Origin of the sequence: Pseudomonas sp. COW5 (assembly GCF_026240005.1) — a bacterium.
GTDB lineage: Bacteria > Pseudomonadota > Gammaproteobacteria > Pseudomonadales > Pseudomonadaceae > Aquipseudomonas > Aquipseudomonas kribbensis.
The window spans coordinates 4,455,099-4,476,488 of record NZ_JAPHVP010000001.1; the positions used below are offsets into that span (position 1 = coordinate 4,455,099).

General features: G+C 58.3%; 20 protein-coding genes. 13 read left to right on the forward strand and 7 right to left on the reverse strand.

What is annotated here, in order from left to right; translation table 11 throughout:
- The first annotated feature begins 14 nt into the window (after positions 1–14).
- From OQ248_RS20300 to OQ248_RS20320, 5 genes are read left to right on the forward strand one after another with little or no spacing between them, the layout of a single operon-like run.
- Positions 15–1,127, forward strand: a complete 1,113-nt coding sequence (locus tag OQ248_RS20300; protein WP_265813760.1) for a polysaccharide pyruvyl transferase family protein — start codon at positions 15–17, stop codon at positions 1,125–1,127.
- Positions 1,124–2,356, forward strand: a complete 1,233-nt coding sequence (locus OQ248_RS20305; protein ID WP_265813761.1) for a phosphoribosylaminoimidazole carboxylase — start codon at positions 1,124–1,126, stop codon at positions 2,354–2,356. The genes OQ248_RS20300 and OQ248_RS20305 overlap by 4 nt, the downstream gene beginning before the upstream one ends.
- Positions 2,347–3,450 (forward strand): hypothetical protein, encoded by a 1,104-nt coding sequence (locus tag OQ248_RS20310; protein ID WP_134827557.1) that lies wholly within the window; start codon positions 2,347–2,349, stop codon positions 3,448–3,450. Before OQ248_RS20305 ends, OQ248_RS20310 begins: the two co-directional genes overlap by 10 nt.
- Before the next feature lie 12 nt (positions 3,451–3,462).
- Positions 3,463–4,515: an acyltransferase gene (locus tag OQ248_RS20315; RefSeq protein ID WP_265813762.1), complete on the forward strand. Its 1,053-nt coding sequence runs from the start codon at positions 3,463–3,465 to the stop codon at positions 4,513–4,515.
- Positions 4,515–5,651, forward strand: a complete 1,137-nt coding sequence (locus OQ248_RS20320) for an SGNH/GDSL hydrolase family protein (protein WP_265813763.1) — start codon at positions 4,515–4,517, stop codon at positions 5,649–5,651. Before OQ248_RS20315 ends, OQ248_RS20320 begins: the two co-directional genes overlap by 1 nt.
- Positions 5,652–5,655: 4 nt before the next feature.
- On the opposite strand, the gene OQ248_RS20325 is transcribed toward OQ248_RS20320, so the two are convergent.
- Both OQ248_RS20325 and galU read right to left on the reverse strand, forming a co-directional pair.
- Positions 5,656–6,066 carry a mannose-1-phosphate guanylyltransferase gene (locus tag OQ248_RS20325; protein ID WP_265813765.1) on the reverse strand — a complete coding sequence of 137 codons (411 nt, stop codon included), beginning with the start codon at positions 6,064–6,066 and terminating at the stop codon, positions 5,656–5,658.
- Positions 6,067–6,098: 32 nt separating this feature from the next.
- Positions 6,099–6,932: a UTP--glucose-1-phosphate uridylyltransferase GalU gene (gene galU, locus OQ248_RS20330; RefSeq protein ID WP_007951629.1), complete on the reverse strand. Its 834-nt coding sequence runs from the start codon at positions 6,930–6,932 to the stop codon at positions 6,099–6,101.
- 381 nt (positions 6,933–7,313) lie between these two features.
- Between galU and galE the strand changes: the two genes are divergently transcribed.
- The 6 genes from galE to OQ248_RS20360 all read left to right on the forward strand — a co-directional run bounded on the left by galE (position 7,314) and on the right by OQ248_RS20360 (position 13,514).
- Positions 7,314–8,330, forward strand: coding sequence for a UDP-glucose 4-epimerase GalE (galE, locus tag OQ248_RS20335; RefSeq protein ID WP_265813766.1), 1,017 nt, complete (start codon positions 7,314–7,316; stop codon positions 8,328–8,330).
- Positions 8,331–8,558: 228 nt separating this feature from the next.
- A complete protein-coding gene (locus OQ248_RS20340) occupies positions 8,559–8,795 on the forward strand; it encodes a hypothetical protein (RefSeq protein ID WP_003226528.1) in 237 nt (78 codons plus the stop codon).
- An 89-nt stretch (positions 8,796–8,884) separates the two neighbouring features.
- Entirely contained in the window at positions 8,885–10,000 is a 1,116-nt protein-coding gene (locus OQ248_RS20345; protein WP_114884344.1) for a polysaccharide export protein, read from the forward strand.
- Between the two features lie 12 nt (positions 10,001–10,012).
- A complete protein-coding gene (locus OQ248_RS20350; RefSeq protein WP_265813768.1) occupies positions 10,013–10,678 on the forward strand; it encodes a YjbF family lipoprotein in 666 nt (221 codons plus the stop codon).
- Positions 10,675–11,439 carry a capsule biosynthesis GfcC family protein gene (locus OQ248_RS20355; RefSeq protein ID WP_265813769.1) on the forward strand — a complete coding sequence of 255 codons (765 nt, stop codon included), beginning with the start codon at positions 10,675–10,677 and terminating at the stop codon, positions 11,437–11,439. The genes OQ248_RS20350 and OQ248_RS20355 overlap by 4 nt, the downstream gene beginning before the upstream one ends.
- Entirely contained in the window at positions 11,436–13,514 is a 2,079-nt protein-coding gene (locus OQ248_RS20360; protein ID WP_265813770.1) for a YjbH domain-containing protein, read from the forward strand. The genes OQ248_RS20355 and OQ248_RS20360 overlap by 4 nt, the downstream gene beginning before the upstream one ends.
- Positions 13,515–13,904: 390 nt before the next feature.
- Here OQ248_RS20360 and OQ248_RS20365 read toward each other — a convergent pair whose 3' ends face one another.
- The 3 genes from OQ248_RS20365 to OQ248_RS20375 all read right to left on the reverse strand — a co-directional run bounded on the left by OQ248_RS20365 (position 13,905) and on the right by OQ248_RS20375 (position 17,359).
- On the reverse strand, positions 13,905–15,299 hold the full coding sequence (locus OQ248_RS20365; RefSeq protein ID WP_085713180.1) for an undecaprenyl-phosphate glucose phosphotransferase: 1,395 nt from the start codon (positions 15,297–15,299) through the stop codon (positions 13,905–13,907).
- Between the two features lie 382 nt (positions 15,300–15,681).
- Entirely contained in the window at positions 15,682–16,326 is a 645-nt protein-coding gene (locus tag OQ248_RS20370; protein ID WP_265813771.1) for a helix-turn-helix domain-containing protein, read from the reverse strand.
- Positions 16,327–16,618: 292 nt separating this feature from the next.
- Positions 16,619–17,359 (reverse strand): winged helix-turn-helix domain-containing protein, encoded by a 741-nt coding sequence (locus OQ248_RS20375; protein ID WP_085713182.1) that lies wholly within the window; start codon positions 17,357–17,359, stop codon positions 16,619–16,621.
- Between the two features lie 506 nt (positions 17,360–17,865).
- Between OQ248_RS20375 and OQ248_RS20380 the strand changes: the two genes are divergently transcribed.
- Complete coding sequence (locus tag OQ248_RS20380) at positions 17,866–18,696, forward strand: undecaprenyl-diphosphate phosphatase (protein ID WP_134827547.1); 831 nt, start codon at positions 17,866–17,868, stop codon at positions 18,694–18,696.
- On the opposite strand, the gene OQ248_RS20385 is transcribed toward OQ248_RS20380, so the two are convergent.
- Positions 18,697–19,068, reverse strand: a complete 372-nt coding sequence (locus OQ248_RS20385) for a DUF2388 domain-containing protein (protein ID WP_192553595.1) — start codon at positions 19,066–19,068, stop codon at positions 18,697–18,699.
- 84 nt (positions 19,069–19,152) lie between these two features.
- Positions 19,153–20,163 carry a tRNA dihydrouridine(20/20a) synthase DusA gene (dusA, locus tag OQ248_RS20390; RefSeq protein ID WP_265813773.1) on the reverse strand — a complete coding sequence of 337 codons (1,011 nt, stop codon included), beginning with the start codon at positions 20,161–20,163 and terminating at the stop codon, positions 19,153–19,155.
- A 102-nt stretch (positions 20,164–20,265) separates the two neighbouring features.
- Here dusA and OQ248_RS20395 point away from each other — a divergent pair, with 102 nt between their 5' ends.
- Complete coding sequence (locus OQ248_RS20395; protein ID WP_265815119.1) at positions 20,266–21,390, forward strand: site-specific integrase; 1,125 nt, start codon at positions 20,266–20,268, stop codon at positions 21,388–21,390.

Here is a 21,390-nt window from a genome sequence, read left to right on the forward strand (position 1 = left end):
GTAGAACGCCGCTCATGAACGTAACGATTTTGCATGGCTACAGTGCCTCCAATTCCGGTGATGGTCTGCTGGTCGATCTGGCCATCGCGCTGGTGCAGCGCAACTTTGGCGAAGACACCGCGATCAGCGTCGTGGCCTCCGATCCGGATTCCTTCAAATACCTGCCTCACCCGCGCTTTGAGGCGCCGGTCATGGCCGCCAAGGGCCTGGGCCGGGTCAAGCAGGCGGTATTCCTCAATCAGTCCTACGCCGGGCTGGCGGATCTGTTGAAGAAAACCGATCTGATTGTGGGCGTCGGCGGCGGCTATATGCGCTCCAAAAGCGCCTTCGAACACATCAAGCTGAAACTGGGCCACGCCAAGCAACTGGAAACGGCGATCCTCAGCAAAGTCCCGTCGGTGTACCTCCCGCAGAGCATCGGGCCGTTCCACGGTGACAGCGACAAGATCGTCGACCACTACGCCAGCGCCGACGCGGTGTTCGTGCGCGATAACCGCTCCTCGGCGTTGTTCGATGCCTGCGAAAATGTCTATCGCGCACCGGACCTCGCGGTGCAGGCCCTGGCCGGCAAAATCCTGCAGCAACCCAAGTTCACCCGCTGCGCCTCGACGCCGGCCACGGTGTGCGTGGTGCTGCGCAAACCGCCGGCCTGGAGCAAGGAAAAGAAGCTCGCCTACGTGGCCAACCTGAAGGTGCTGCTGCAGCGTTTGAAGAACAAAAGCAAAGTGGTCTGCGCGGTGCAGAGCGCTGTGCGCGGCAACGATGACGGTGCGTTCTATCGTGAACTGGGCATCACCGAAGACCTGCTGTCGTTGAAGGCGACGATTGCCAAATATCAACCTGACCTGGTGATTTCCGTGCGTCTTCACGGGGCGATCGAATCGCTGCTCTCCGGGGTGCCCGCGTATCACATCAGCTACGAGCGCAAAGGCTTCGGTGCCTATCAGGACATGGGCGTCGAGGACTGGGTGATCAACGGTGGCGACATTGATGTCGACACCATCATCGACACGGTTTACGCGCCTGACGCGCTGTCGAATTTCGGCAAGCGCCTGACCGACACCTGCCGTGAAATCGAAGCCAAAACCGTGGCCATGGACGACATCATCAAGGGCGTCATTCGATGATATTCCGCTTGTTGCTGCGCGGCGGAGCACTGGGCGCAAAGTTCCTGCTGGTGCTCGCCATCACCCATTACCTCGGTTACGAGGCGCTGGGCTTTTACGGCGTAGTGGTCGCGGCGTCGTTGATTGCGTCGAAGTTCTATAGCGTCGGTTTCAGTTCCGAGATCAATCGGCTGATCAGTGTCGGCGGCAGTTCGAAGCGTGTGGTCGACAAGGTTCTGCTGCTGTACCTGGCCGTGGGGTTGCTGTTGTCGGTGCTGACGGTGCTGATCTATTCGCTGTTCCAGCAGGTCGAGGCGACGGCGGCATTGATCGCCTGTGTGACCCTGGTCCTGCTGACCGAGCATCTGTCGTTCGAAATCAACTCGTTCGTGTTTTCCGCGCAGAAAGCCACGGCGGGGGCGCTGCTGTTCTTCATCAAGACCGGCCTCTGGGCACTGCTGGCCGTGGGCGGGATGATGCTCGGCTGGGTGTCCGGGATCGCCAGCGTGCTGTGGCTGTGGGTCATCGCCAACGTGCTGGTGATCGTCGCCGGTTACCTGATCGTGGTGAGCGTCCATCGCGGGCGCGAAGTAGGGACGCTGGCGACGGCGACCGTGTGGAAAGCCGGGCTGCCGTTCTACCTGGGCACCGGCCTGATCGCCGTGAGTCAGTATGCCGAGCGCTTTCTGATCATTGATCTGGAGCCCTACGCCAGCCTCGGTAAATACGTGTACGCGTGGTCGGCGGCGAACACCTTGCAGGCGCTGTCCTATGCGGTGGTGGCGGTGGTCGGCATTCCGGTGCTCGCCAAGCGTTATCAGGCCGATCAACAAGCGTTCACAGTGAGGCAATTGTTCGTGAACAAATGGGTCGCGCGTTCGCTGGTGGTTTCAGCGGCAGTCGCGGTGGCGATCTACCTGTTCTTCAATATCGTCCTCGATTATGTCGGCGCAGCGGTGCCGCGTCCGGACAACGGGATTCTTGGCGTGCTGATCTTTTCCTTCGCCCTGCGCGCCATCGGCGACATCGTCTGGGGCGGCTTGATCGCGTCGAAAAACAGCCGGGTATCCCTCGCCAGTTCGGCCCTTTGCCTGCTGATTTCGGTGCCGGTCAGCTATGTGCTGATCAAGCACTATTCGATCTACGGCGCGGCCTGGGGCAACGTCTTCGGGATCATCGTGCAACTGAGTGTGATTGCGCTGCTGACCCGTGCCACGCGTGCGAAAAAGGCTGTCGTGTCATGGGCCTGAAACTGCCGTGCATCGAGTTTCGCGGCAAGAAGCTCGATTCCTCTCTGTCGTTCCTGATCCTGTTCACCGGCCTGTTTCTGTCGGTGGCCATGCCGCTGCTGATCCCCCGCGATCCTGGCCCGGATGCGATGACCCTGTGGTCGTCCTATGCCCGGGCCGACAACTGTAATTTCTGGAACCCGTTCTCGCCGGATCGCTCCTCCTACGAGTGTTCGGCGTTCCTGCTGCGGCCCACCGGGATCAACCTGACCAACGCCTGGGCCTACGGGATGTTCTGCAATTTCTTCCTCACGGCGATTCCGGTGGTGGTGTTCCGGCGCATGCCGCTGGCGATCTTCGGGACCCTGTGTCTGTGGGGCGTGGTGCGCTCGTTCTTCCTGGAGAACCTGACCAAGGAAATCATCGTGTCGGTGGCGGTGCTGAGCATTCTGTTCAGCTCGCTGACGCGCAAATATCGCGGCGGGTTTTTCCTGTCGGCGGTGATCTACGGCGTGTTGATCCGGCCCTACTGGATCCTGTTTTCGCTGTCCTGGGTCGGCGTTTGCATGATGAAGAAGTACGTGTCGCGCATGACCTTCTTCGTGATGCTGTTCCTGTTCTACCTGGCGGTGGCCATGGCGATCCAGTTGGCGCTGGGCTTTCCGGTGTCGTCGATTCGCGCCAGCAACAACGAACTGCGCACGGCGGGCGAGGAGGGTTCCAAATCGCTGATCGTCTCGTGGCTCAGCGGCAGCGACTTCGTTTCGCAGGCCCTGGACTCGATGATCATCTTCTTCCGCCTGTCGTTCCCCGTGGAGCTGATCCTGCTGTCCGGGCCGGGCCAGGTGATCTTCGTGGCGCTGATGATCATGACCGCGCTGCTATTGTTCAAAGTCATCACCTCGACCGATTACAAGGGCGCGCCGATCCAGACCAAACCCAAGGAACTGATCGCGATTCCCCTGGCTTTTCTGCTGGTCCAGGGCTTGTTCGAACCGGACTTCGGCTCGTTCGCCCGACACTTCTCGATGGTGGTGCCGGTGTTGTTCGTGGGCCTGGGGTTGATGCTGCGGGCGAACAAACCGGTGCGGGTCGAATCAAGAATTCTGAATTGAGGCGGGTGCTTTATGTCGAGCAAGAAAAAGTCCCTGGAGATCGAAACCCTGCGCGGGCTCGCTTGCCTGTTGCTGGTGCTCTACCACGTGATCGGCCCGTTGGGCGGCGGTTTGAAAATCGACATCGGCTCGCCGTTCCGGGTGATCGCCGATTCCATGGTGTACGTGCGCATGCCGCTGTTCACCTTCATCTCGGGCTACATCTATTCCATCTACAAGATTCGCGGCAATGACTTTTCGGCGTTCTTCACCGGCAAGGTGCGGCGGTTGATCGTGCCGCTGTTTTGCGTGGGTGTACCGTTTTCCGTGTTGCAGGCGGTGGGGCCGGGCGTGAACAAGGACGTCGGTGTGATCGATGCGCTGTTGTCGTTCTATGTGCCGGTCAACCACTTCTGGTTCCTGCAGGCGGTGTTCATCATTTTCATGTTTGTCGGCCTGCTGGAGTGGCGTGGATTGCTGCGCTCGGCGGCGCGTCTGTACCTGCTGTTCGCGTTTTCCGCCGCAGTGTTTCTGTTGCCGCCGTTCAAGTTCGATGCGTTCGGCATCAACGGTGCGACCTATCTGCTGCCGTTCTTTGTGGCGGGGATGATTGGCCAGGAAAATGTCAGTGCGTTGAAACAACGGTTCAAAGTCGTCGGCCCGTTGGTGTTCGTGCTGATTTCCCTGACGCTGTTGTACATCGCGGCGCTGGATCGTGAGCTGATCATCGATCGCCGCAGCCTCATCGGCCTGACGGTGGGTTGCGTGTCCTGCTTTGCGCTGCTGTCGAGTGACATGCGTTCGAAGGCGCTGACCTGGCTCGGTGGTTACTCTTACGCGATTTTCCTGTTTCATGTGTTGTTCGCGGCGACATCGCGTTCGGTGCTGGGGCGTCTGGGCATCAAGGACGAAAGCGTGCTGGTGTTCTGCGGCGTGGCGTGCGGGTTGCTCGGGCCGGTGTTGCTCTCGACGATCTTCAGCCGGTTCAACTTCACGTCGGTGCTGTTTCTGGGCGAGCGTGCGGCGGCGAAAAAACCGGCGGGGAACGTCTCCCCGGCGCAGGTTTCGGCTAAAGGAAGTGCTTGATGGTTGCAGTGGATGACGCAGCGCCGGTCGCGGCATCGGTGGTCGAAGTCGGCGACGCTCGCGAGCGGTTTGCCCAGTGGCGCGAAGGCAAGGCCGGGAAGGTGTTGTCGGTCTCGGTGATCGGCGACAGCTACAGCGCCGGGCAGGATTACTACCTGAACAAACTGGTGCAGCGGCTGGTCGGCGAGGTCGGTTTTGCCGGCCCCGGTTATGTCGGCTTCAACCACGGTGCGGCGCTGGGCGGCAGCCATTTCAAGTACACCCGCAGCAGCGAGAAATACTTCGGCGGCGACTGGAAGGTGTCGAACCTCGGCGCGGCCAGTCCCGACAGCCGTACCGTGACCGGAAGTCCCGGTGCATGGCTGCAGGTCGATGCGCATCCGAGCGAAGCGATAAACACCGCTGTCACTCAGGCAAAGTTACTTTTTCTGGGCAACGGCGAATCCAGTGAACTGCGCTATCGCTGGGCACCCTCGCAATCCTGGCAGCCGTTGAAGTTGAGCGGCGTCGGTGTTCAGGAAGTCCCACTGTCAGGTACATCCGCCGCGACGGACTGGTCGTTCAGGCTGGAAGTGGTGAAAGGCGCGCCCACCCTGTTCGGCCTGTGGATGAGCAACGAGCAGGCCGGTTTGCGGGTGTCGAAGCTGGCCGCATCGGGCGCTGCGTCCGGCGATTTCTATCATGCCGACGGTCAGTGGCAGACCCAGTGGAAATCGGTGGTGTCGAAGATTCCGGCGGACGTCTACCTGATCATGCTCGGCGGCAACGATCAGGGTTTCGGCGTGAAGCCCGAGCAGTACCTGAAGAACGTTCAGGGGCTGGTCGGGATGATCCGCGAGATTCAGCCGGCAGCGAGCGTCAACCTGATCATGCGCCAGGACACCACGCGTTCCAGCGCCTATCCAATGTCGGCTTACGCGCAGGTGCTCGAACCCTGGGCCCGCGAGCAGCATCTGGGCTACGCCAATCTGCAATGCGCGTTCGGTACGGACGTCAAACGTTACGCGGCGGCGATGATCGGCCCGGACAAAATACATCCGGTGCCGGCCACGGGAGGGAAGGTGATTGCCGATTACTTCTATCGGATGATCGTTGGCGGCAACCACGGGACTTCCTGCGGCGCCGCCTCGGAATAAGGGCTCAGGCTTTTTTGAAGTTATCGATCTGACTCAAAAGCTCTGCGGTCTTCTGCGGCATCAACTGCGTCACGCAACGGGTCTCCACATTGATGATGATTGCCGGCTCGTTGCAGCAGAGGCGCACGCGGAATCGCCAGTCGCCGAGAATCACCTTCAGGCCGTCGCGGTCATCGACCTCCAGCGCCTGTTCTCCATAGATCTGTTTCAGATGGGCGAGCAGGGGATAGGGATCACGCACTGGCCGGCGAATGTCTCCGGACGATGGAAACATGCCGATCCGCTCCACCAGCAGGATGGTCCCCAGCCAGGATTCGTTGGCGCTGGGCAACGGCTGATGACGAGACAACCAGCTCATCACCCCGAGGTTGTCCACCTCCCGTTCAATGTCTGTCAAATGTTGTGCGATGTTCATGGTTGCCTCGTCGGAAGTGCGTGGGGCGCCTTTCAGCGGCCCTTGAGGTAGACGTTGTCGTAGCAGAAGTTGGTCGCCTGCAGGTAACCCTCGGCGTCACCGCAGTCGAAGCGCAGGCCCTTGAACTTGTAGGCCAGCACGCAACCGTTCTGCGCCTGTTTCATCAGGGCGTCGGTGATCTGGATTTCCCCGCCCTTGCCGGGCTCGGTGTCGGCGATCAGGTCGAAGATGTCGGGCGTCAGGATGTAGCGGCCGATGATCGCCAGGTTCGACGGAGCGTCCTGCGGTGCGGGTTTCTCCACCATGTGGTTGACCCGGTAAATGCCCTCGGAAATCGCCTCGCCGGCGATCACGCCGTACTTGTGGGTCTGGTCCCGCGGGACTTCCTGGATGGCCACGATCGAGCAGCGGAATTTCTTGTAGAGCTCGATCATCTGGGTGAGCACGCCGTCACCTTCCAGGTTCAGGCACAGGTCGTCGGCCAGGACCACGGCGAAGGGCTCGTCGCCGATCAGCGGGCGTCCGCTGAGGATCGCGTGGCCCAGACCTTTCATTTCCACCTGACGGGTGTAGGAGAAGGTGCAGGTGTCGATCAACTCGCGAGTACCGGCCAGGAACTTCTCTTTTTCGGTGCCGCGAATCTGGTGTTCGAGTTCGTAGCTGATGTCGAAGTGGTCTTCCAGTGCGCGCTTGCCCCGACCGGTGACGATCGCCATGTGTTGCAGACCGGCGTCCCGTGCTTCTTCAACGGCGTACTCGATCAACGGCTTGTTGACGATCGGCAGCATCTCTTTCGGCATGGCTTTGGTGGCCGGCAAGAAACGCGTGCCATAGCCGGCAGCGGGGAACAAACATTTACGAATCATAGAAGTTTCCTGGACATTCATGGCATACAGCCATCGGTTACATTGCAATAAGGAAAAGTTGCAAGTTGATGAAGCTGTACTTTAATACCTGAGTCAGGTTATGAGTGACAACGTTAGCTTAGTGTAAAGGGGGGTAATGTTATTAGATGTCGGCTTGATAAATAACAGTTATTTTTAGTCGGTATCTGTTGATAGTGGTGAAAGTGCGGGAGTGCTAATAAGTACCGGGCAATACAGTTTGGCCTTTAAAAATATTTTTGGCCAGTGATGGAACTGTTTTTGTTTTGGGTTGTTGTCGCCCTGTTTATGTGAAGCAAGACACACATTAAACAAGTTGGGCTTGACACGCTAGTTGGCACTTTTCCCACTATGGACCGCGCTATGAAGATTCTGGTAACGGGTGGCGCCGGGTATATCGGCTCGCACACCACACTCGCATTGCTTGAAGCAGGTTATGAAGTTGTCGTTCTGGATAATCTTTGCAACAGCAGCGACGCGGCACTCCACGCCGTGGAAGGCATTTGCGGCAAAAGTGCGCTGATGATTCGCGGCGATGTGTGCGACCGGGCGTTGCTGGACCGGATATTCCAGCAGCATTCAATTGATGCCGTCCTGCATTTTGCCGGGCTTAAAGCGGTCGGCGAGAGCGTGCGCAAGCCGCTCGAGTATTACGAAACCAACGTCAGCGGCAGCATCACGCTGTGCCAGGCGATGGCGGCGGCGGGGGTCTTCCGGCTGGTGTTCAGTTCTTCGGCCACTGTTTACGGCGAGCCTGAGCAGATGCCGATCCGCGAGGATTTCCCCACCGGCATTCCGACCAATCCCTACGGCCAGTCCAAGCTGATCGTCGAAAACGTGCTGCGCGACCTGAGCCAGGCCGAGCCGCGCTGGTGCATCGCGCTGCTGCGCTACTTCAACCCGATCGGCGCCCATGCCAGCGGCCATATGGGCGAAGACCCGAGCGGCATCCCCAATAACCTGCTGCCGTACATCAGCCAGGTCGCGGTTGGCAGCCTCCAGGAGTTGTCGGTCTTCGGCGACGATTACCCCACGGCAGACGGCACCGGTGTGCGCGATTACATCCACGTCGTCGATCTGGCGGACGGGCACCTGAAGGCCTTGCAGGCCATCGACGGGCGCACCGGCATTCATACCTGGAACCTCGGCACCGGCGACGGTTACAGCGTGATGCAAGTGCTGCGAGCCTTCGAACAGGCGTGCGGCAAGCCAGTGCCGTTTCGGGTGATGCCACGGCGCTCGGGCGATATTGCCGAGAGTTGGGCCGACGCTTCCAAAGCGGAAAAAGAACTGGGCTGGAAAGCCACACGCAACTTGCAGGACATGGTTACCGATACCTGGCGCTGGCAATCGAATCATCCCAAGGGTTATCTGGAATGATGGCCTTTTAGTCCAATGTTATTTTCGGTCAGGTTGTTAGATATCGTCGGGAAATTACACTGGCAATGCCTTTTGCAAGTCCGTAGATATAAACCTGCCGTTCGACTTTTATCAGTTGCGTAGGACTGTGAAAGAACAACGGATCTTGTTCGCGCTTTTTGCGACTTGAACTCTACCACCTCTAACGAAACACCCGATGTATTGGTGCAATGTTAGAAAGGAGTTGATATGAAAAAAGTGATGGCGATTGCCTTGTTGACGATGTTGAGCAACTGGGCATCCGCAGCTGAAGCGCCGCTTACTGCGGTGACCAATGTATCGGGCAGTGTCGCGGCTTCTACAGCGCCTGCTGCCAGTACTGCAATGGTTGCCAGTGCCGTAGCGGCGTCCAACAGTGGTGGAAGTGCCAACGGCGGTACAACGGGTACCACCGGTACCACGGGTACAACCGGCACGCACAACTAACTGAAGTAACTGTTGGTGCAGTACAAGGTCGCCCGACGAAAGTCGGGTGACTTTGTTTTGGATTCGCCCTTGAATAGCGTAGTGCCATTATGACTCGTAGTTTTTCTCTTTTAATGCTGGCAAGTCTCGCTCTGCAAGGTTGCATGTTTTCCCCCGGTCAACACCTGAGCACCTTTGGCATCACTCGCCAGGGCGCCAGTGAAAGCAGCCGGGTCGAGTTGATTCCGATCACCCCCAAGCTGATCTCCATGAACCGCGCCACGCAAAAGCGTGAGTCAGTGCCCACGGAATTGCTGGCGACGCCGGCCGAGTACCGCATCGGCAACAACGACGTGCTGTACATCACCGTGTGGGATCACCCCGAGCTGACCGCGCCGTCGGGCGCGCAGCAGCAGATCGATGCGAACGGCCGTCTGGTGCGCTCCGACGGCACGCTGTATTACCCGTACATCAAGGAAGTCCAGGCCGCCGGCCGGACCATCCAGCAACTGCGCGACGACATCGAACAACGGCTGTCGGCGTTCATCGCCGAGCCGCAAGTGGACGTCGCCGTGTTGCGTTTCGCCAGTCAGAAAGTCGTGGTCACTGGCGCAGTCGCCAAGGCGGGCCCGCAAGCGATTTCCACCAACCCGCTGAGCGTGGTCGAAGCCCTCGGTTCGGCGGGGATCGACACCAACAATGCCGACCTGTCCGGGTTGTTGCTGACGCGCAACGGGCGGGTCTATCCGCTGAATCTGGATACCCTCAACCAGCAGGATTCCGAGTTGCAGAACGTCTACCTCCAGGGTGGCGACAAACTGTATCTGCCGTACAACGACAACAAGCGCATCTACGTGATGGGCGAGGTCAACCAGCCGCGCGCCCTGAGCTTCAAGACGGCGACGATGAACCTGTCCGACGTGCTCGGCTCGGTCGGCGGCCTGAGCCAGACCACCGCCAACGGCAATGCCGTGTACGTCATTCGCGGGGTGGAAAACCTCGATGTGGAGCCGGCGAAGATCTATCAACTGGAAGCTGAATCGCCGACTGCCATGGTCCTTGCCACGCACTTCGAAGTGCGTCCCCAGGACGTCGTTTATGTAGGGCCTGCCAACGTGACTCGCTGGAACCGTCTGATCAGCCAGTTGGTGCCGTCGGCATCGATTGTCGGCACCGGCGCTTCCGCTGCGAAGAACTGGAGCGAATTCACCAACAACAGCAAATAAGGCCCGCCGACTTTGAAAACCTTGAATGTTGGCGTCTGCCTGATGGCGGCCTTGTTGCTGTGTGGCTGTAATCCGCTGATGGTTGCGTCGGTGACCAACCTGAAGTCGGCGGTGGTCGACCCGGATGATATCGACGTGACGCCGGCCCAGGTGGCCGAGGTCAATTATCCGCAACTCAAACTCACCACGCCGTCCGGTTCCGGTGTGCTGGCGCTGGTGCGCAAGCGCGATGACCTGCAGTTCTGGGTGGCGTCCGGCAAGCAGGTCCTGTTGCTGCGCGACGGTCTCGCGGTGCGCAGCATCGGCCTGGGCGCGGAGGGCGACCTGGACGGCACGCGTCTGTCCGATGCGTCGCCGTTCAAGCGCGGTCTGCAACACGTTGCCGATGGCCAGACCAGCCAGCGCTGGATCGACCTCTACAAGGGCCAGGAAGTCGGGCTGATCGTCAACAGCCGCTTCACCCGCAAATCCGTGGAAACCCTGAAGATTCTGAACAAGGAATACGCCGTGCTGCGTGTCGATGAACGTATCGACGTCCCGGCCATCGGCCTGCGGGCGACCAACCGTTATTGGGTCGATCCGGTGGACGGTTTCATTGTGCAGAGCGAGCAGCAACTGACTTCGCAACTGCGGGTGAAGATCGTGCAACTGACCCCTGATCGCAGGCATCTGCCATGAAGTGCTTGAGGGTTCTGTCGGCGGGTTTGATGTTGCTAGCCGGCGCAAGTCAGGCGGCGGTCACGGTCAGCGGCGATGTCGCCAACCCCGGGCCGGTGGCGTTGCCGCCGGGTGGCCGTTTGACCGATGTGATCAGCGAGGCCGTACCCAATGCCGAGGGTTACTGGCTGGCCGGTGTGCTGCTGCGCCAGTCTCTGCTGGAAGAGCAGACCCGGCTCAAGGTCGGCGTGCTGTTCGATCTGGACGTATTGCAGCGCATGGCCGATCTGTTCGATCGACCGAGCCGCAAAGCCCTGGCGGTGCGCATGGCCGAGGACGTGCGGCAGATGCCGGTCACCGGGCGCCAGATCGCGGACCTGGACCCGGTGGCACTGGAAGTCGGCTTCGCCCGCAACATTCGTCTCGACGACGGTGATCGCCTGATCTACCCGCAGCGGGTCGATGAAGTGGAAGTGCTCGGCGCAGTCGCCGGGACCTGCCGGCTGCCTTATCAGCCGTTGCTCGAGGCCCGTGAATACCTCAGCAGTTGCGTGCTGCTGGAGGACGATGCCGACGCCGATTACCTGTGGCTGATCCAGCCCAACGGGGTTTCGCGGCGCGTCGGCATCGCCCACTGGAATCGCGAGAGCGGGCAGTTTCCCGTTGCCGGCAGCAAGATTCTGGTGCCGTTGAAAAACGATGATCTGGATCCGCCTATCCCTGAACTGAATCAGCAGTTGGCCGAATTTATTGCCACGCAGTTGGCTGAGGTGGTTCGTTGAATTTGCGTTTTGCAGCTGTGTTGTTATTGCCGTGCGGCCTGGTCCATGCCGAGCCGCGAATTACCCAGGGCGATTTCGGTGGCACCGGTCTGTTGCAGACGCCCACCGCGCGCATGTCCCCGGCCGGCGAGTTGAGCGTCAACGCCAACCGCACCGAGCCCTACAGCCGCTACAGCGTTTCGTTGCAGCCGCTGGACTGGCTCGAAGGCTCGTTTCGCTACACCGCCATTACCAACCGCCCGTACGGCCCGGAATCCATGAGCGGCAACCAGAGCTATAAGGACAAGGCGGTCGACGTCAAAGTCCGGCTCTGGGAGGAAACCCATTGGGCCCCCGATATTTCCCTGGGCTTCCGAGACGTCGGCGGTACGGGTTTGTTCGCCAGTGAATTCCTGGTGGCCAGCAAACGCTACGACAACCTGGATTTCAGCGCCGGCATCGCCTGGGGCTACATCGGTAATCGCGGCGATATCGACAACCCGTTCGGTTATCTCGATGATCGCTTCAAGACCCGGCCAGCCCTGGAAGGCACCGGTGACGTCAACGCCGGTTCGTACTTTCGCGGCCAGCCGTCGTTCTTCGGCGGCGTGAGTTACCAGACCCCCTGGGATCGCCTGAGCCTGAAACTCGAATACGAAGGCAACGATTACAAACACGAACCCAAGGACAACGTGATCAAGCAGGACTCGCCGATCAACCTTGGCGCGGTGTTCAAGGTGACGGATTCCCTCGACGTGAGCGCGGCGTGGGAGCGGGGCAACACAGCGATGTTCGGCGTCACCTTCCACACCAATTTCGTCAGCCGCAAGGCGCCGGCCAAGACCTTCGATCCACCGCCGGAGCCGCTGCCGGCGAAGGCCCCGACCACTTCGATGGATCAGGTCGATTGGGCCAACGTTTCGCAACGCTTGCAACAGAATGCGGGCTACCGGGTCGAGCGCATCGCCCAGCGTGACTCCGAGTTGATCGTGTACGGCGAGCAGCAGCGCTACTTCCATTCCTCGAAAGCGGTGGGGCGTGCGAGCCGGGTGCTGGACAACAGTGTCAACGACGACATCGACTGGTTCACCCTGGTGAACAAGCGCTACGACCTGCCGCTGGAAGAAACCAGCGTGCCGCGCCAGACCTTCCGCGAAGTGATCAACAACGAGGAACCGCTGCAAACGTTGCACCGCACCACCGAGGTCAACCCGGCGATGCCGCACAACGAGAAGACGCTCTACACCCAGCCGCTGCAGCACTTCAGCTATGGCGCGGGTCTGGGCTTCAAGCAGAACGTCGGTGGCCCGGATGGCTTGCTCTATCAATTCAGTGCCGACCTCGACGCCGAGTTCCGCTTCAACCGCAACACCTGGTGGAGTGGCATGCTCAGCCAGAACCTGACGAACAACTTCGACAAGTTCAAATACGACGCACCCAGCGGCTTGCCGCGTGTGCGTACGGACTTGCGTCAGTACCTGACCACGTCCGACACCACGATGCCGTTATTTCAGGTCAGCCATGCCGAGCAGTTGGACAAAGACTTGTACGGCATGGTCTACGGCGGTTATCTGGAGTCGATGTTTGCCGGGGTGGGCGGCGAGGTGCTGTTCCGTCCGACCGGTGAGCGCTGGGCGATCGGCGCCGACCTGAACTACGTGCGTCAGCGTGAATTCGACCAGGGTTTCGGCCTGCGGGACTACTCGGTGCTGACCGGTCATATCACCGGTTACACGGATCTGCCTTACGAAACGCTGGCGGCGGTCAGCGTCGGCCGTTATCTGGCGGGCGACTTTGGCGGCACGCTGGATATTTCCCGGGAGTTTTCCAACGGCGTGCGCTTCGGTGCCTGGGCGACCATCACCACGGCGGGCAGTACGGAATACGGCGAAGGTAGTTTCGACAAGGGCATTTATCTGTCGATTCCGTTCGACGAGATGATGAGCATGTCGACCATGCGCCGGGCCAACCTGGTCTGGGCGCCACTGACCCGTGACGGTGGTGCGAGGCTCAGCCGCAGCTTCCAGCTGCACTCGATGACCGATAGCCGTGAGGACGACATGTTCTATCGCAACTTCGGGAAGATTACCGAGTAAGTCCGGGAGACCGGAAAGCCAAAACGGGAGCCCTTGGGCTCCCGTTTTTGTTTGTGGTGGATGGCCGTCGTGATCCATCCAGCACTACCGACGGAACGGACGTGTTCCGGGTGAGGAGATTGGCAAGGCCGAGCCCGTTGCTGAACGACCCGACGCTTTCGTCGGATCGCCGCCCGGACCAAGCCCGCTCCCACAGGGGTCCGGGAAGTGCTGCAAATTGCGGCATCATCCAAAAACTGTGGGAGCGGGCTTGCCCGCGAAGGCGTCTGGCCTGTCGACATCCATATTGACTGATTCACCGAAATCGCCAGCCAATCCAGCCCCCAAATCCCGCCCACAAAAAAGGGGACTTTCGTCCCCTTGCGGTCTTGCCTTTCGAAGCGCTGCGTCTCAGTAAATATCCTTCGACAACAGGGTAAACGGCGTCTTCACCAGAATCTTCACATCCAGCCACAGCGACCAGTTGTTGATGTACTTCAGGTCGATCTCGACACGCTTTTCCATCTTGTCGAGGGTATCGGTCTCACCACGGCAACCGCTGATTTGCGCCAGACCAGTAATGCCCGGTTTGATTCGGTGACGCGCCATGTAGGCGAGGATCTTGCCCGAGTAGTAGTTGTTGTGTGCTACGGCGTGCGGACGCGGGCCGACCAGTGCCATGTGACCTTGCAGCACGTTGAACAGTTGCGGCAATTCATCCAGCGAAGTGCGGCGGATGAAGCGCCCGACGGCGGTGATGCGCGAATCGTTGCGGCTGGCCTGTTTGACGTCGCGGTCATCGTGGACGCGCATCGAGCGGAACTTCCAGACCTGAATCACCTTGCCGTTCCAGCCATGGCGATCCTGCTTGAAAAACACCGGGCCCGGCGAGCTGAGCTTCACCGCCAGCGAGATCAGCAACAGCACCGGGCTCAACAGGATAATCGCCAGCAGCGCGACGCTTTTCTCCATCAGGCTCTTGCTCAGGGCGGCGGTCGGGCGGCTGGTCAGCGGGCTTTCATTGAGGTAGATCGCCGGCAGGCCGTCCACGACTTTTACCGAGTGATTGAGCAGCGTCAGGCTGTTCAGGTCCGGCACCCAGACCACGTCGACGTTGGCATCCAGCAGATCGACATACATCGCTTCGATCTTCGCCGCTTCGGACAGCGACAGCGTGATGTAGAGACGGCGGATATCGTGGCGTTTGATCAGCTCCAGCAAGTTTTCCTGATCGCCCACGACCCGTGGCGCGTCGGCGTCCAGAGCGGGCAGGGTGCCGTTGCTGACCAGACCTACCAGTGGCAGGTTTTCGTGTTCGCTGAGCTTCTTCGCCAGGCCCAGGGCCAGTTCGCCGGTGCCGACGATCAGGGTCTTGTGCTCGCTTTTGCGGGAACGCTGGTAGTACTTCGAAAACGCATGCAGTGGCGCATACAGCAGCGCCTGACCGAGGAAACCGTACACCGCCCAGTCAAGAATCACCTGGCGGGAAAACAGCTCATCGGCCTTGCAGATGAACGCGATGAAGGTCAGCCCGGCCATGGTCATCGACCAGCCCATCAGCAGCCGACCGAGGCCGGTCAGGTAGTTGTCGCGCTTTCGGTAGGCGCCGCTGAACGTGTAGGCCGGAACCGAAGCCAGCACGGCCAGCATGGTGCACATCCGGTAATAGAACTCGACCGTTCCCGTGTGCTGCTCAGCCAATACAAATAACAGTGAAACAATAAAGCACTGTGCCAGCGCCCATTGGCCCCAGAAGGTAAGTCCCTTGAGGCCGGTGTTTCGGTTGATACGTAGAGTGAGATCCATATGCGATATCCCCAAAAGACTTCCATTCAGGTTTCGACAGTTGAAATCCGAGTTGTTAAGCAGAGTTGTTTTTGTTTTAGGTGCCCATGTTCTGAGGTAACAACATCGGTATGCCGAACTGTCGTCAATCAATAGACTAAGTTATTGGGGAAGAAGCTGTCTGACGAGTTCTAACAAGATGGCAAAGTGCCAATCAATTGATTGGGGAAATAATCGAACGTTAGAAAAGGTCAAAGGGCAAAGGGTGAACAAACAATAATCTGTTTGCTATCGTAGGAAGGGTGAGGAGGGAAGCATTACTGAAAAGGAGGTTCAAACAAGCAAAGTGCTTTTTTATTTTTGTTATTGCACTTGCTTCAATTTCTGGATGTGGAGGCTGTGCTCAGGCAACAACTTCCTGGATCAGGCAATAACCACGATTGCGCACGGCACGAAACAGCCGTTCACCATTGCTGGCACTTTTGAACTTGTCTTGAAGACGGCTCAGGCACATTTCCAGTCCGCGATATTGTTCCGGTTCCCGGCCGATGCTGAGGATCAGATCGTCGCGACTGACAACACGCTCTTCGTGGTGCAGCATCTTTCTGACCAGTGCGGTTTCGAGGCCGGTGAGGCTGATCTCGACACCTTCCTTGACGAGGGCGCCCTGGTCATTGTCCAGATGCCAGGCCTCTGTGCAGGGAACATTGCTTTCAATGGAGCCGGTGTCTTCCATTGCCGGCGATTTCTGGAGCGAGTTTACCGATTGTGCCGCCAGCCACTCGGATTCGAGGGTGGCCAATATGCGCTGTGTATCGTGTTCAATACTGCGAGCGACGCTTTTCCTTGTGCCGCGTGGGTAAGTGAACTCCATGAGCGTGGGAGTGGAAGAGGGCGAAGCAACACCTTCAACAAACATTTGTGCCTGGGACGTACCGAACGAATTGAAACGCTCGCTGGAGAGAATGCTCTCGAGTTCACGTTGCGACGCAGAGTTATTGGTCACGACAACAAAATATTTTCGTGGGAGGGTTGTACTGGTTTCCATGTCTCTCTCCTGAATAACGCACCAAATTTGGCTAAAAGGTAATCGGCAGACGAGTTATAACGCGCTCGGAAATAATCGACAGGCAGGGTCTGGGCCCGATTATGGCCCGCGACAAGTTCCACTGGGTCTGCTTTTAGAGTAATGATTTATTGTTATGTTTAAGTGTTGCAGCGCTCATTCAATTGACAGCTTTTTATTGGATGGATATTGCAAATAAAACGGTGAGACCGTGGATTGTTGTAGCGTTGCATCAGACGTTCCCTCGTATGCTGCAAATGGTGATTTCCCTGACTCAGGCGGTCGAGATCAACCCCCTCATCAGACGGTAGCCATACCCGCGAATGCTCTGTATGGCGTTCGTACCGTACACGTCCTTGATTTTCCCACGCAAGCGGCTGATGGATTTTTCCAGCGCGCGAGGGTCGTAGAAATGCGTGTTGAGCCCCATGATGCCGGCGATTTCGTCATGGCTGAGAATGTGATTGCTGGTTTGCGAAAACGCTTCCAGGATCTTCATCTCGGCAAAGGAAATGTCCAGTTTCTTGCTGGTGTCGGAGAGGCAGATACGGGTCGGGTCCAGTATCAGATCAATGTCACGCAGCCATTCTTCACTGCTGAAGAACTCACTCAGCAACTCGCCACCCTCATCGGAAAGGGTATTGAGCTTGATACAGAAGTCTGCCCCGGCAAGATGGTATTTGATCTTGTTGTGGGCGCCGCGACCGGTAATCACCGCACAAATGATCGGCTTCAAGTTCTCGGTGCGCAGGTTCTCCACCAGCGCCAGATTGTCTTCCAGTGCTTGCGGAGTATCGATGACGATGAAAATGGCGCGATAGGCGCCGTGATATTCGTTTGGCTGATATGAACTAGTGAAAGAGTCGGCTTCCAGCGCCAGACCGGTCTGCACATGTTTGGCGATTAGCGCTCTGAAGTGTTCGGCCACAGCACGGGTACGCGCCAGGGCAAGAACACCTGGCGCGTCGTTTGTCTGGTGCGAGCTTCTAGTCGCTAAGTTCCCTGTAAGCATCATGCCTTGACTCGAAAAAGTGCGGACATCGGGATGTTAAAGCACCGGTTCTCATCTGTGACTGACAATTGGTAACATTCGCGCGATTTTTAGACGTGGCTCCCGAGTTTTTTAACAATAATTAAGCTTTTCAAGCTTTTAGTTGATTTTCTCGGGGTGCTGAACTAACGAAACGAACGTCGTTAGATGGTGGCGATGTGCAACGGTGCCACTATTTTGTAATTATGGCGACCGGTTTTTATGTCCTATGGCCAGTATGGTTCGTCGCCAGAATCAGGGGAGTGTGAGGTGGGTCACATTTTAGGGGTGCAAGGTTATTTTTGCCACTAAGTGAACAAGTTCACAGACAGACGATTATTAACATGGCTTGAGTGTGTCTTTTGATAAGACATATTCTCCGTCACCAAATCGGGCAATGACTGTAGATCTGCCAATTGTTTAATTGCAGATACTCAATGCCTGAATGCAGTTGACCGGGCGCTCTTGAAGAGCGTTCTGACGGAGGATTAATGGATTTACTGACCTTGTTCAAGGTGTTGGTTTTAGGTGCGGTAGAAGGTCTCACCGAGTTCTTGCCCATCTCCAGTACGGGCCACCAGATTATCGTTGCCGACTTGCTCGACTTCGGTGGCGAACGTGCCATGGCGTTCAACATCATTATTCAACTGGGCGCCATTCTGGCCGTCGTCTGGGAGTTTCGCCCGAAGATCTTCGAGATCGTCAAAGGCCTGCCGACCCAGCGCAATGCACAGCGTTTCACCCTTAATCTGCTGATCGCATTTTTCCCGGCAGTGATTCTCGGCGTGTTATTCGCCGACGCCATTCATCATTACCTGTTCAACCCGATCACCGTGGCGGTCGCACTGGTGGTGGGCGGTATCGTGATGTTGTGGGCCGAAAAACGAAATCATGTGGTGAGTGTCGAGCACGTCGACGACATGGCCTGGTCCGACGCGCTGAAGATCGGTTTCGTACAGTGCCTGGCGATGATTCCCGGCACCTCGCGCTCCGGCTCCACCATCATCGGCGGCCTGTTGTTCGGCCTGTCACGCAAAGCCGCCACGGAGTTCTCGTTCTTCCTGGCAATGCCGACCATGGTCGGCGCAGCGGTGTACTCCGGCTACAAATACCGCGACCTGTTCCAGGCAGGCGACCTGCCGGTCTTCGCCCTGGGCTTCGTCACCGCATTCGTCTTCGCCATGATCGCCGTACGCGGCCTGCTCAAGTTCATTGCGAACCACAGCTACGCCGCGTTTGCCTGGTACCGGATCGCGTTTGGTTTGCTGATCCTGGCGACGTGGGTGTTTGGCTGGGTGAACTGGACGGAAGCGGCGGCCTGATCACTGGCTGCTGATCAGCGCGGCGACGGCGAGGTCGCTCAACTCTGTATCCGGCGATTCCCGACGAAAACGCTGCAAGGCTGACGTGAAATACGCGGCTTGCAGCATGCCGTCGCTGGCGAGGTAGAGCCGCGCGTCCTCAAGCTCCGCAGCGGAGTAAACGCGTTTATGGCTGTCGGTGGTTTCTTGCGAGGCCGTAAAAGGCGTGAGCAGCAAAGAGACAAGCGCGAAGCCAGACAGCTTGGTCACCTCCCATGGCGTATCGGTGTTACCCAGACACAGCCCGTCGCAGTGGGCCTGAACATTGGACGTGACGCAAAACAAGGCAAGGAAGGTGCAGCGCTTGAAGCCAGAGAAATTCAACGCGGGCATAAACAAAAGACATCCTGTCAGTACATCAAAAGAGTTACAGCAGCGGGCAACGCTCATTCGTTGCCCGCACAATCAACGCATCGATCAACGACCCGCCAGCAACTCCGCCGCCTGATCCAGCAACGCCAGCGGATCCTTGGCCTTGTGAATATCCACCGACAACAACTGCCGAAACTTGCGCGCCCCCGGGAAACCGGTGCCCAGGCCCAGCACATGACGGGTGATGTGATGCATCGCCCCGCCAGTCGCCAGATGCGCGGCAATATAAGGCCGCAACTGCGCCAACGCCTCGGCCCGGGTGATTACCGGCGCCGAACTGCCGAACAACTGCTGATCCACCTCGGCCAGCAGATACGGATTGTGATAAGCCTCACGACCCAGCATCACACCGTCAAAGGTCTGCAAATGCTCATGGCAGGCCTCCATCGTCTTGATCCCGCCGTTCAGAATGATCTCCAGCTCCGGGAAATCCGCCTTCAACAGCGCCGCCACGTCATAACGCAGCGGCGGAATGTCACGGTTCTCCTTCGGCGACAACCCCTCCAGAATCGCAATCCGCGCATGCACCGTAAAACTCGTGCACCCGGCATCCCGCACCGTACCGACGAAATCGCACAGCTCCTCATAACTGTCCCGCCCATTGATCCCGATCCGATGCTTCACCGTCACCGGAATCGACACCGCATCACGCATCGCCTTCACACAATCCGCCACCAACTGCGGATGCCCCATCAGGCACGCACCGATCATATTGTTCTGCACCCGATCACTCGGGCAGCCAACGTTCAGATTCACCTCGTCATAACCGTGCTCCTGCGCCATACGTGCGCAGGCGGCCAGGTCCAGCGGAACGCTACCGCCCAACTGCAACGCCAGCGGGTGCTCGGCTTCGTTGTGACGGAGGAAACGTTCGTGATCGCCGTTCAGCAGAGCGCCGGTGGTAACCATCTCGGTGTAGAGCAGGGCGTTTTTCGACAACAGGCGTAGGAAGAACCGGCAGTGACGGTCAGTCCAATCCATCATGGGCGCAACGGAGAACCTTCTAGACAGTGTAGAGCCGGTGTTTGTTGGGTATGTAGCTGAATTCTGTACCATTTTGCTCTACGTGTTCTAAGCCGGTTTCAGGGGGTAAATAGGCGTTTTCTGAGGTCGGTTGGTACAATGTACCAATCACTTTTCAAATTGTACCAGTTGACTATGGCCACGATCAGAGCACGGAAACGCACCGACGGCAGCACCAGTTACACGGCACAGATACGCCTGTTTCGCGATGGGACGCAAGTTTACCAAGAGAGTCAGACCTTCGCCCGAAAACAGGCCGCACAGGCTTGGGTGCGTAAAAGAGAAACCGAACTGGACGAACCAGGTGCGATCGAGCGGGCAAACCGACCTGGTGCGACGATCAAGGAAATGATCGATCGGTACTTGGCCGAGATGACCAAAGCGCGCCCTCTCGGGAAGACGAAGCTCGGCACGTTGAAGGCGATCAGCGAATCTTACCTGGGGAAGTTGAACGACAGAGATGTAAGCAGCCAGCACCTGGTCGAATATGCGTTATGGCGCATGGGCAAAGAGGGCGGGGGAGTTCAGCCTCAAACCGCCGGCAACGATCTCGCACACTTGGGCGCGGTTCTCTCGATAGCTCGGCCCGCTTGGGGGTATGAGGTGGATCCGCACGCAATGGCGGACGCCCGCCGAGTATTAAAAAAGCTCGGTTACAACATGAAAAGCCGCGAGCGCGATCGCCGGCCGACCTTGGAAGAACTCGACAAACTGCTGACGCACTTCCGAAGTATCCAAACCCGTCGTCCAACTTCTATCAACATGCTTAAGCTGACCGGCTTCGCGTTGTTCTCCACGCGTAGGCAAGAAGAGATTACCCGGATCCGCTGGGATGATTTGGACGAGGCTGGCCAGCGGGTTCAGGTTCGTGACATGAAGAACCCCGGGCAAAAAATCGGTAACGACGTCTGGTGTCATTTGCCGCCAGAAGCATGGGCGATCCTTCAGACCATGCCTAAAGTGTTGCCTGAGATTTTTCCTTACAGCGCTGAATCCGTGTCGACGTCCTGGACCAGGGCCTGCAAAATCCTGGGCATTGAAGATCTGCACTTTCACGATCTGCGACACGAGGGCGTCAGTCGTCTTTTTGAAATGGATTGGGATATTCCGCGAGTGGCGAGCGTGTCGGGCCATCGAGACTGGAACTCAATGCGCCGTTATACCCACTTGCGCGGGCGAGGGGATGTCTATGCAACTTGGGAATGGTTCGAGCGCATCCTGCAGGCGCCCGTAAAACTGGGCGCCAAAACGTTGAAGTGA

Excerpts from the sequence above, each read along its gene's own strand:
- OQ248_RS20300 (WP_265813760.1), top strand. The coding sequence starts at position 15 with ATGAACGTAACGATTTTGCATGGCTACAGTGCCTCCAATTCCGGTGAT.
- OQ248_RS20305 (WP_265813761.1), top strand. The coding sequence starts at position 1,124 with ATGATATTCCGCTTGTTGCTGCGCGGCGGAGCACTGGGCGCAAAGTTC.
- OQ248_RS20310 (WP_134827557.1), top strand. The coding sequence starts at position 2,347 with ATGGGCCTGAAACTGCCGTGCATCGAGTTTCGCGGCAAGAAGCTCGAT.
- OQ248_RS20315 (WP_265813762.1), top strand. The coding sequence starts at position 3,463 with ATGTCGAGCAAGAAAAAGTCCCTGGAGATCGAAACCCTGCGCGGGCTC.
- OQ248_RS20320 (WP_265813763.1), top strand. The coding sequence starts at position 4,515 with ATGGTTGCAGTGGATGACGCAGCGCCGGTCGCGGCATCGGTGGTCGAA.
- OQ248_RS20325 (WP_265813765.1), bottom strand. The coding sequence starts at position 6,066 with ATGAACATCGCACAACATTTGACAGACATTGAACGGGAGGTGGACAAC.
- galU (WP_007951629.1), bottom strand. The coding sequence starts at position 6,932 with ATGATTCGTAAATGTTTGTTCCCCGCTGCCGGCTATGGCACGCGTTTC.
- galE (WP_265813766.1), top strand. The coding sequence starts at position 7,314 with ATGAAGATTCTGGTAACGGGTGGCGCCGGGTATATCGGCTCGCACACC.
- OQ248_RS20340 (WP_003226528.1), top strand. The coding sequence starts at position 8,559 with ATGAAAAAAGTGATGGCGATTGCCTTGTTGACGATGTTGAGCAACTGG.
- OQ248_RS20345 (WP_114884344.1), top strand. The coding sequence starts at position 8,885 with ATGACTCGTAGTTTTTCTCTTTTAATGCTGGCAAGTCTCGCTCTGCAA.
- OQ248_RS20355 (WP_265813769.1), top strand. The coding sequence starts at position 10,675 with ATGAAGTGCTTGAGGGTTCTGTCGGCGGGTTTGATGTTGCTAGCCGGC.
- OQ248_RS20365 (WP_085713180.1), bottom strand. The coding sequence starts at position 15,299 with ATGGATCTCACTCTACGTATCAACCGAAACACCGGCCTCAAGGGACTT.
- OQ248_RS20370 (WP_265813771.1), bottom strand. The coding sequence starts at position 16,326 with ATGGAAACCAGTACAACCCTCCCACGAAAATATTTTGTTGTCGTGACC.
- OQ248_RS20375 (WP_085713182.1), bottom strand. The coding sequence starts at position 17,359 with ATGATGCTTACAGGGAACTTAGCGACTAGAAGCTCGCACCAGACAAAC.
- OQ248_RS20380 (WP_134827547.1), top strand. The coding sequence starts at position 17,866 with ATGGATTTACTGACCTTGTTCAAGGTGTTGGTTTTAGGTGCGGTAGAA.
- OQ248_RS20385 (WP_192553595.1), bottom strand. The coding sequence starts at position 19,068 with ATGCCCGCGTTGAATTTCTCTGGCTTCAAGCGCTGCACCTTCCTTGCC.
- dusA (WP_265813773.1), bottom strand. The coding sequence starts at position 20,163 with ATGGTACAGAATTCAGCTACATACCCAACAAACACCGGCTCTACACTG.
- OQ248_RS20395 (WP_265815119.1), top strand. The coding sequence starts at position 20,266 with ATGGCCACGATCAGAGCACGGAAACGCACCGACGGCAGCACCAGTTAC.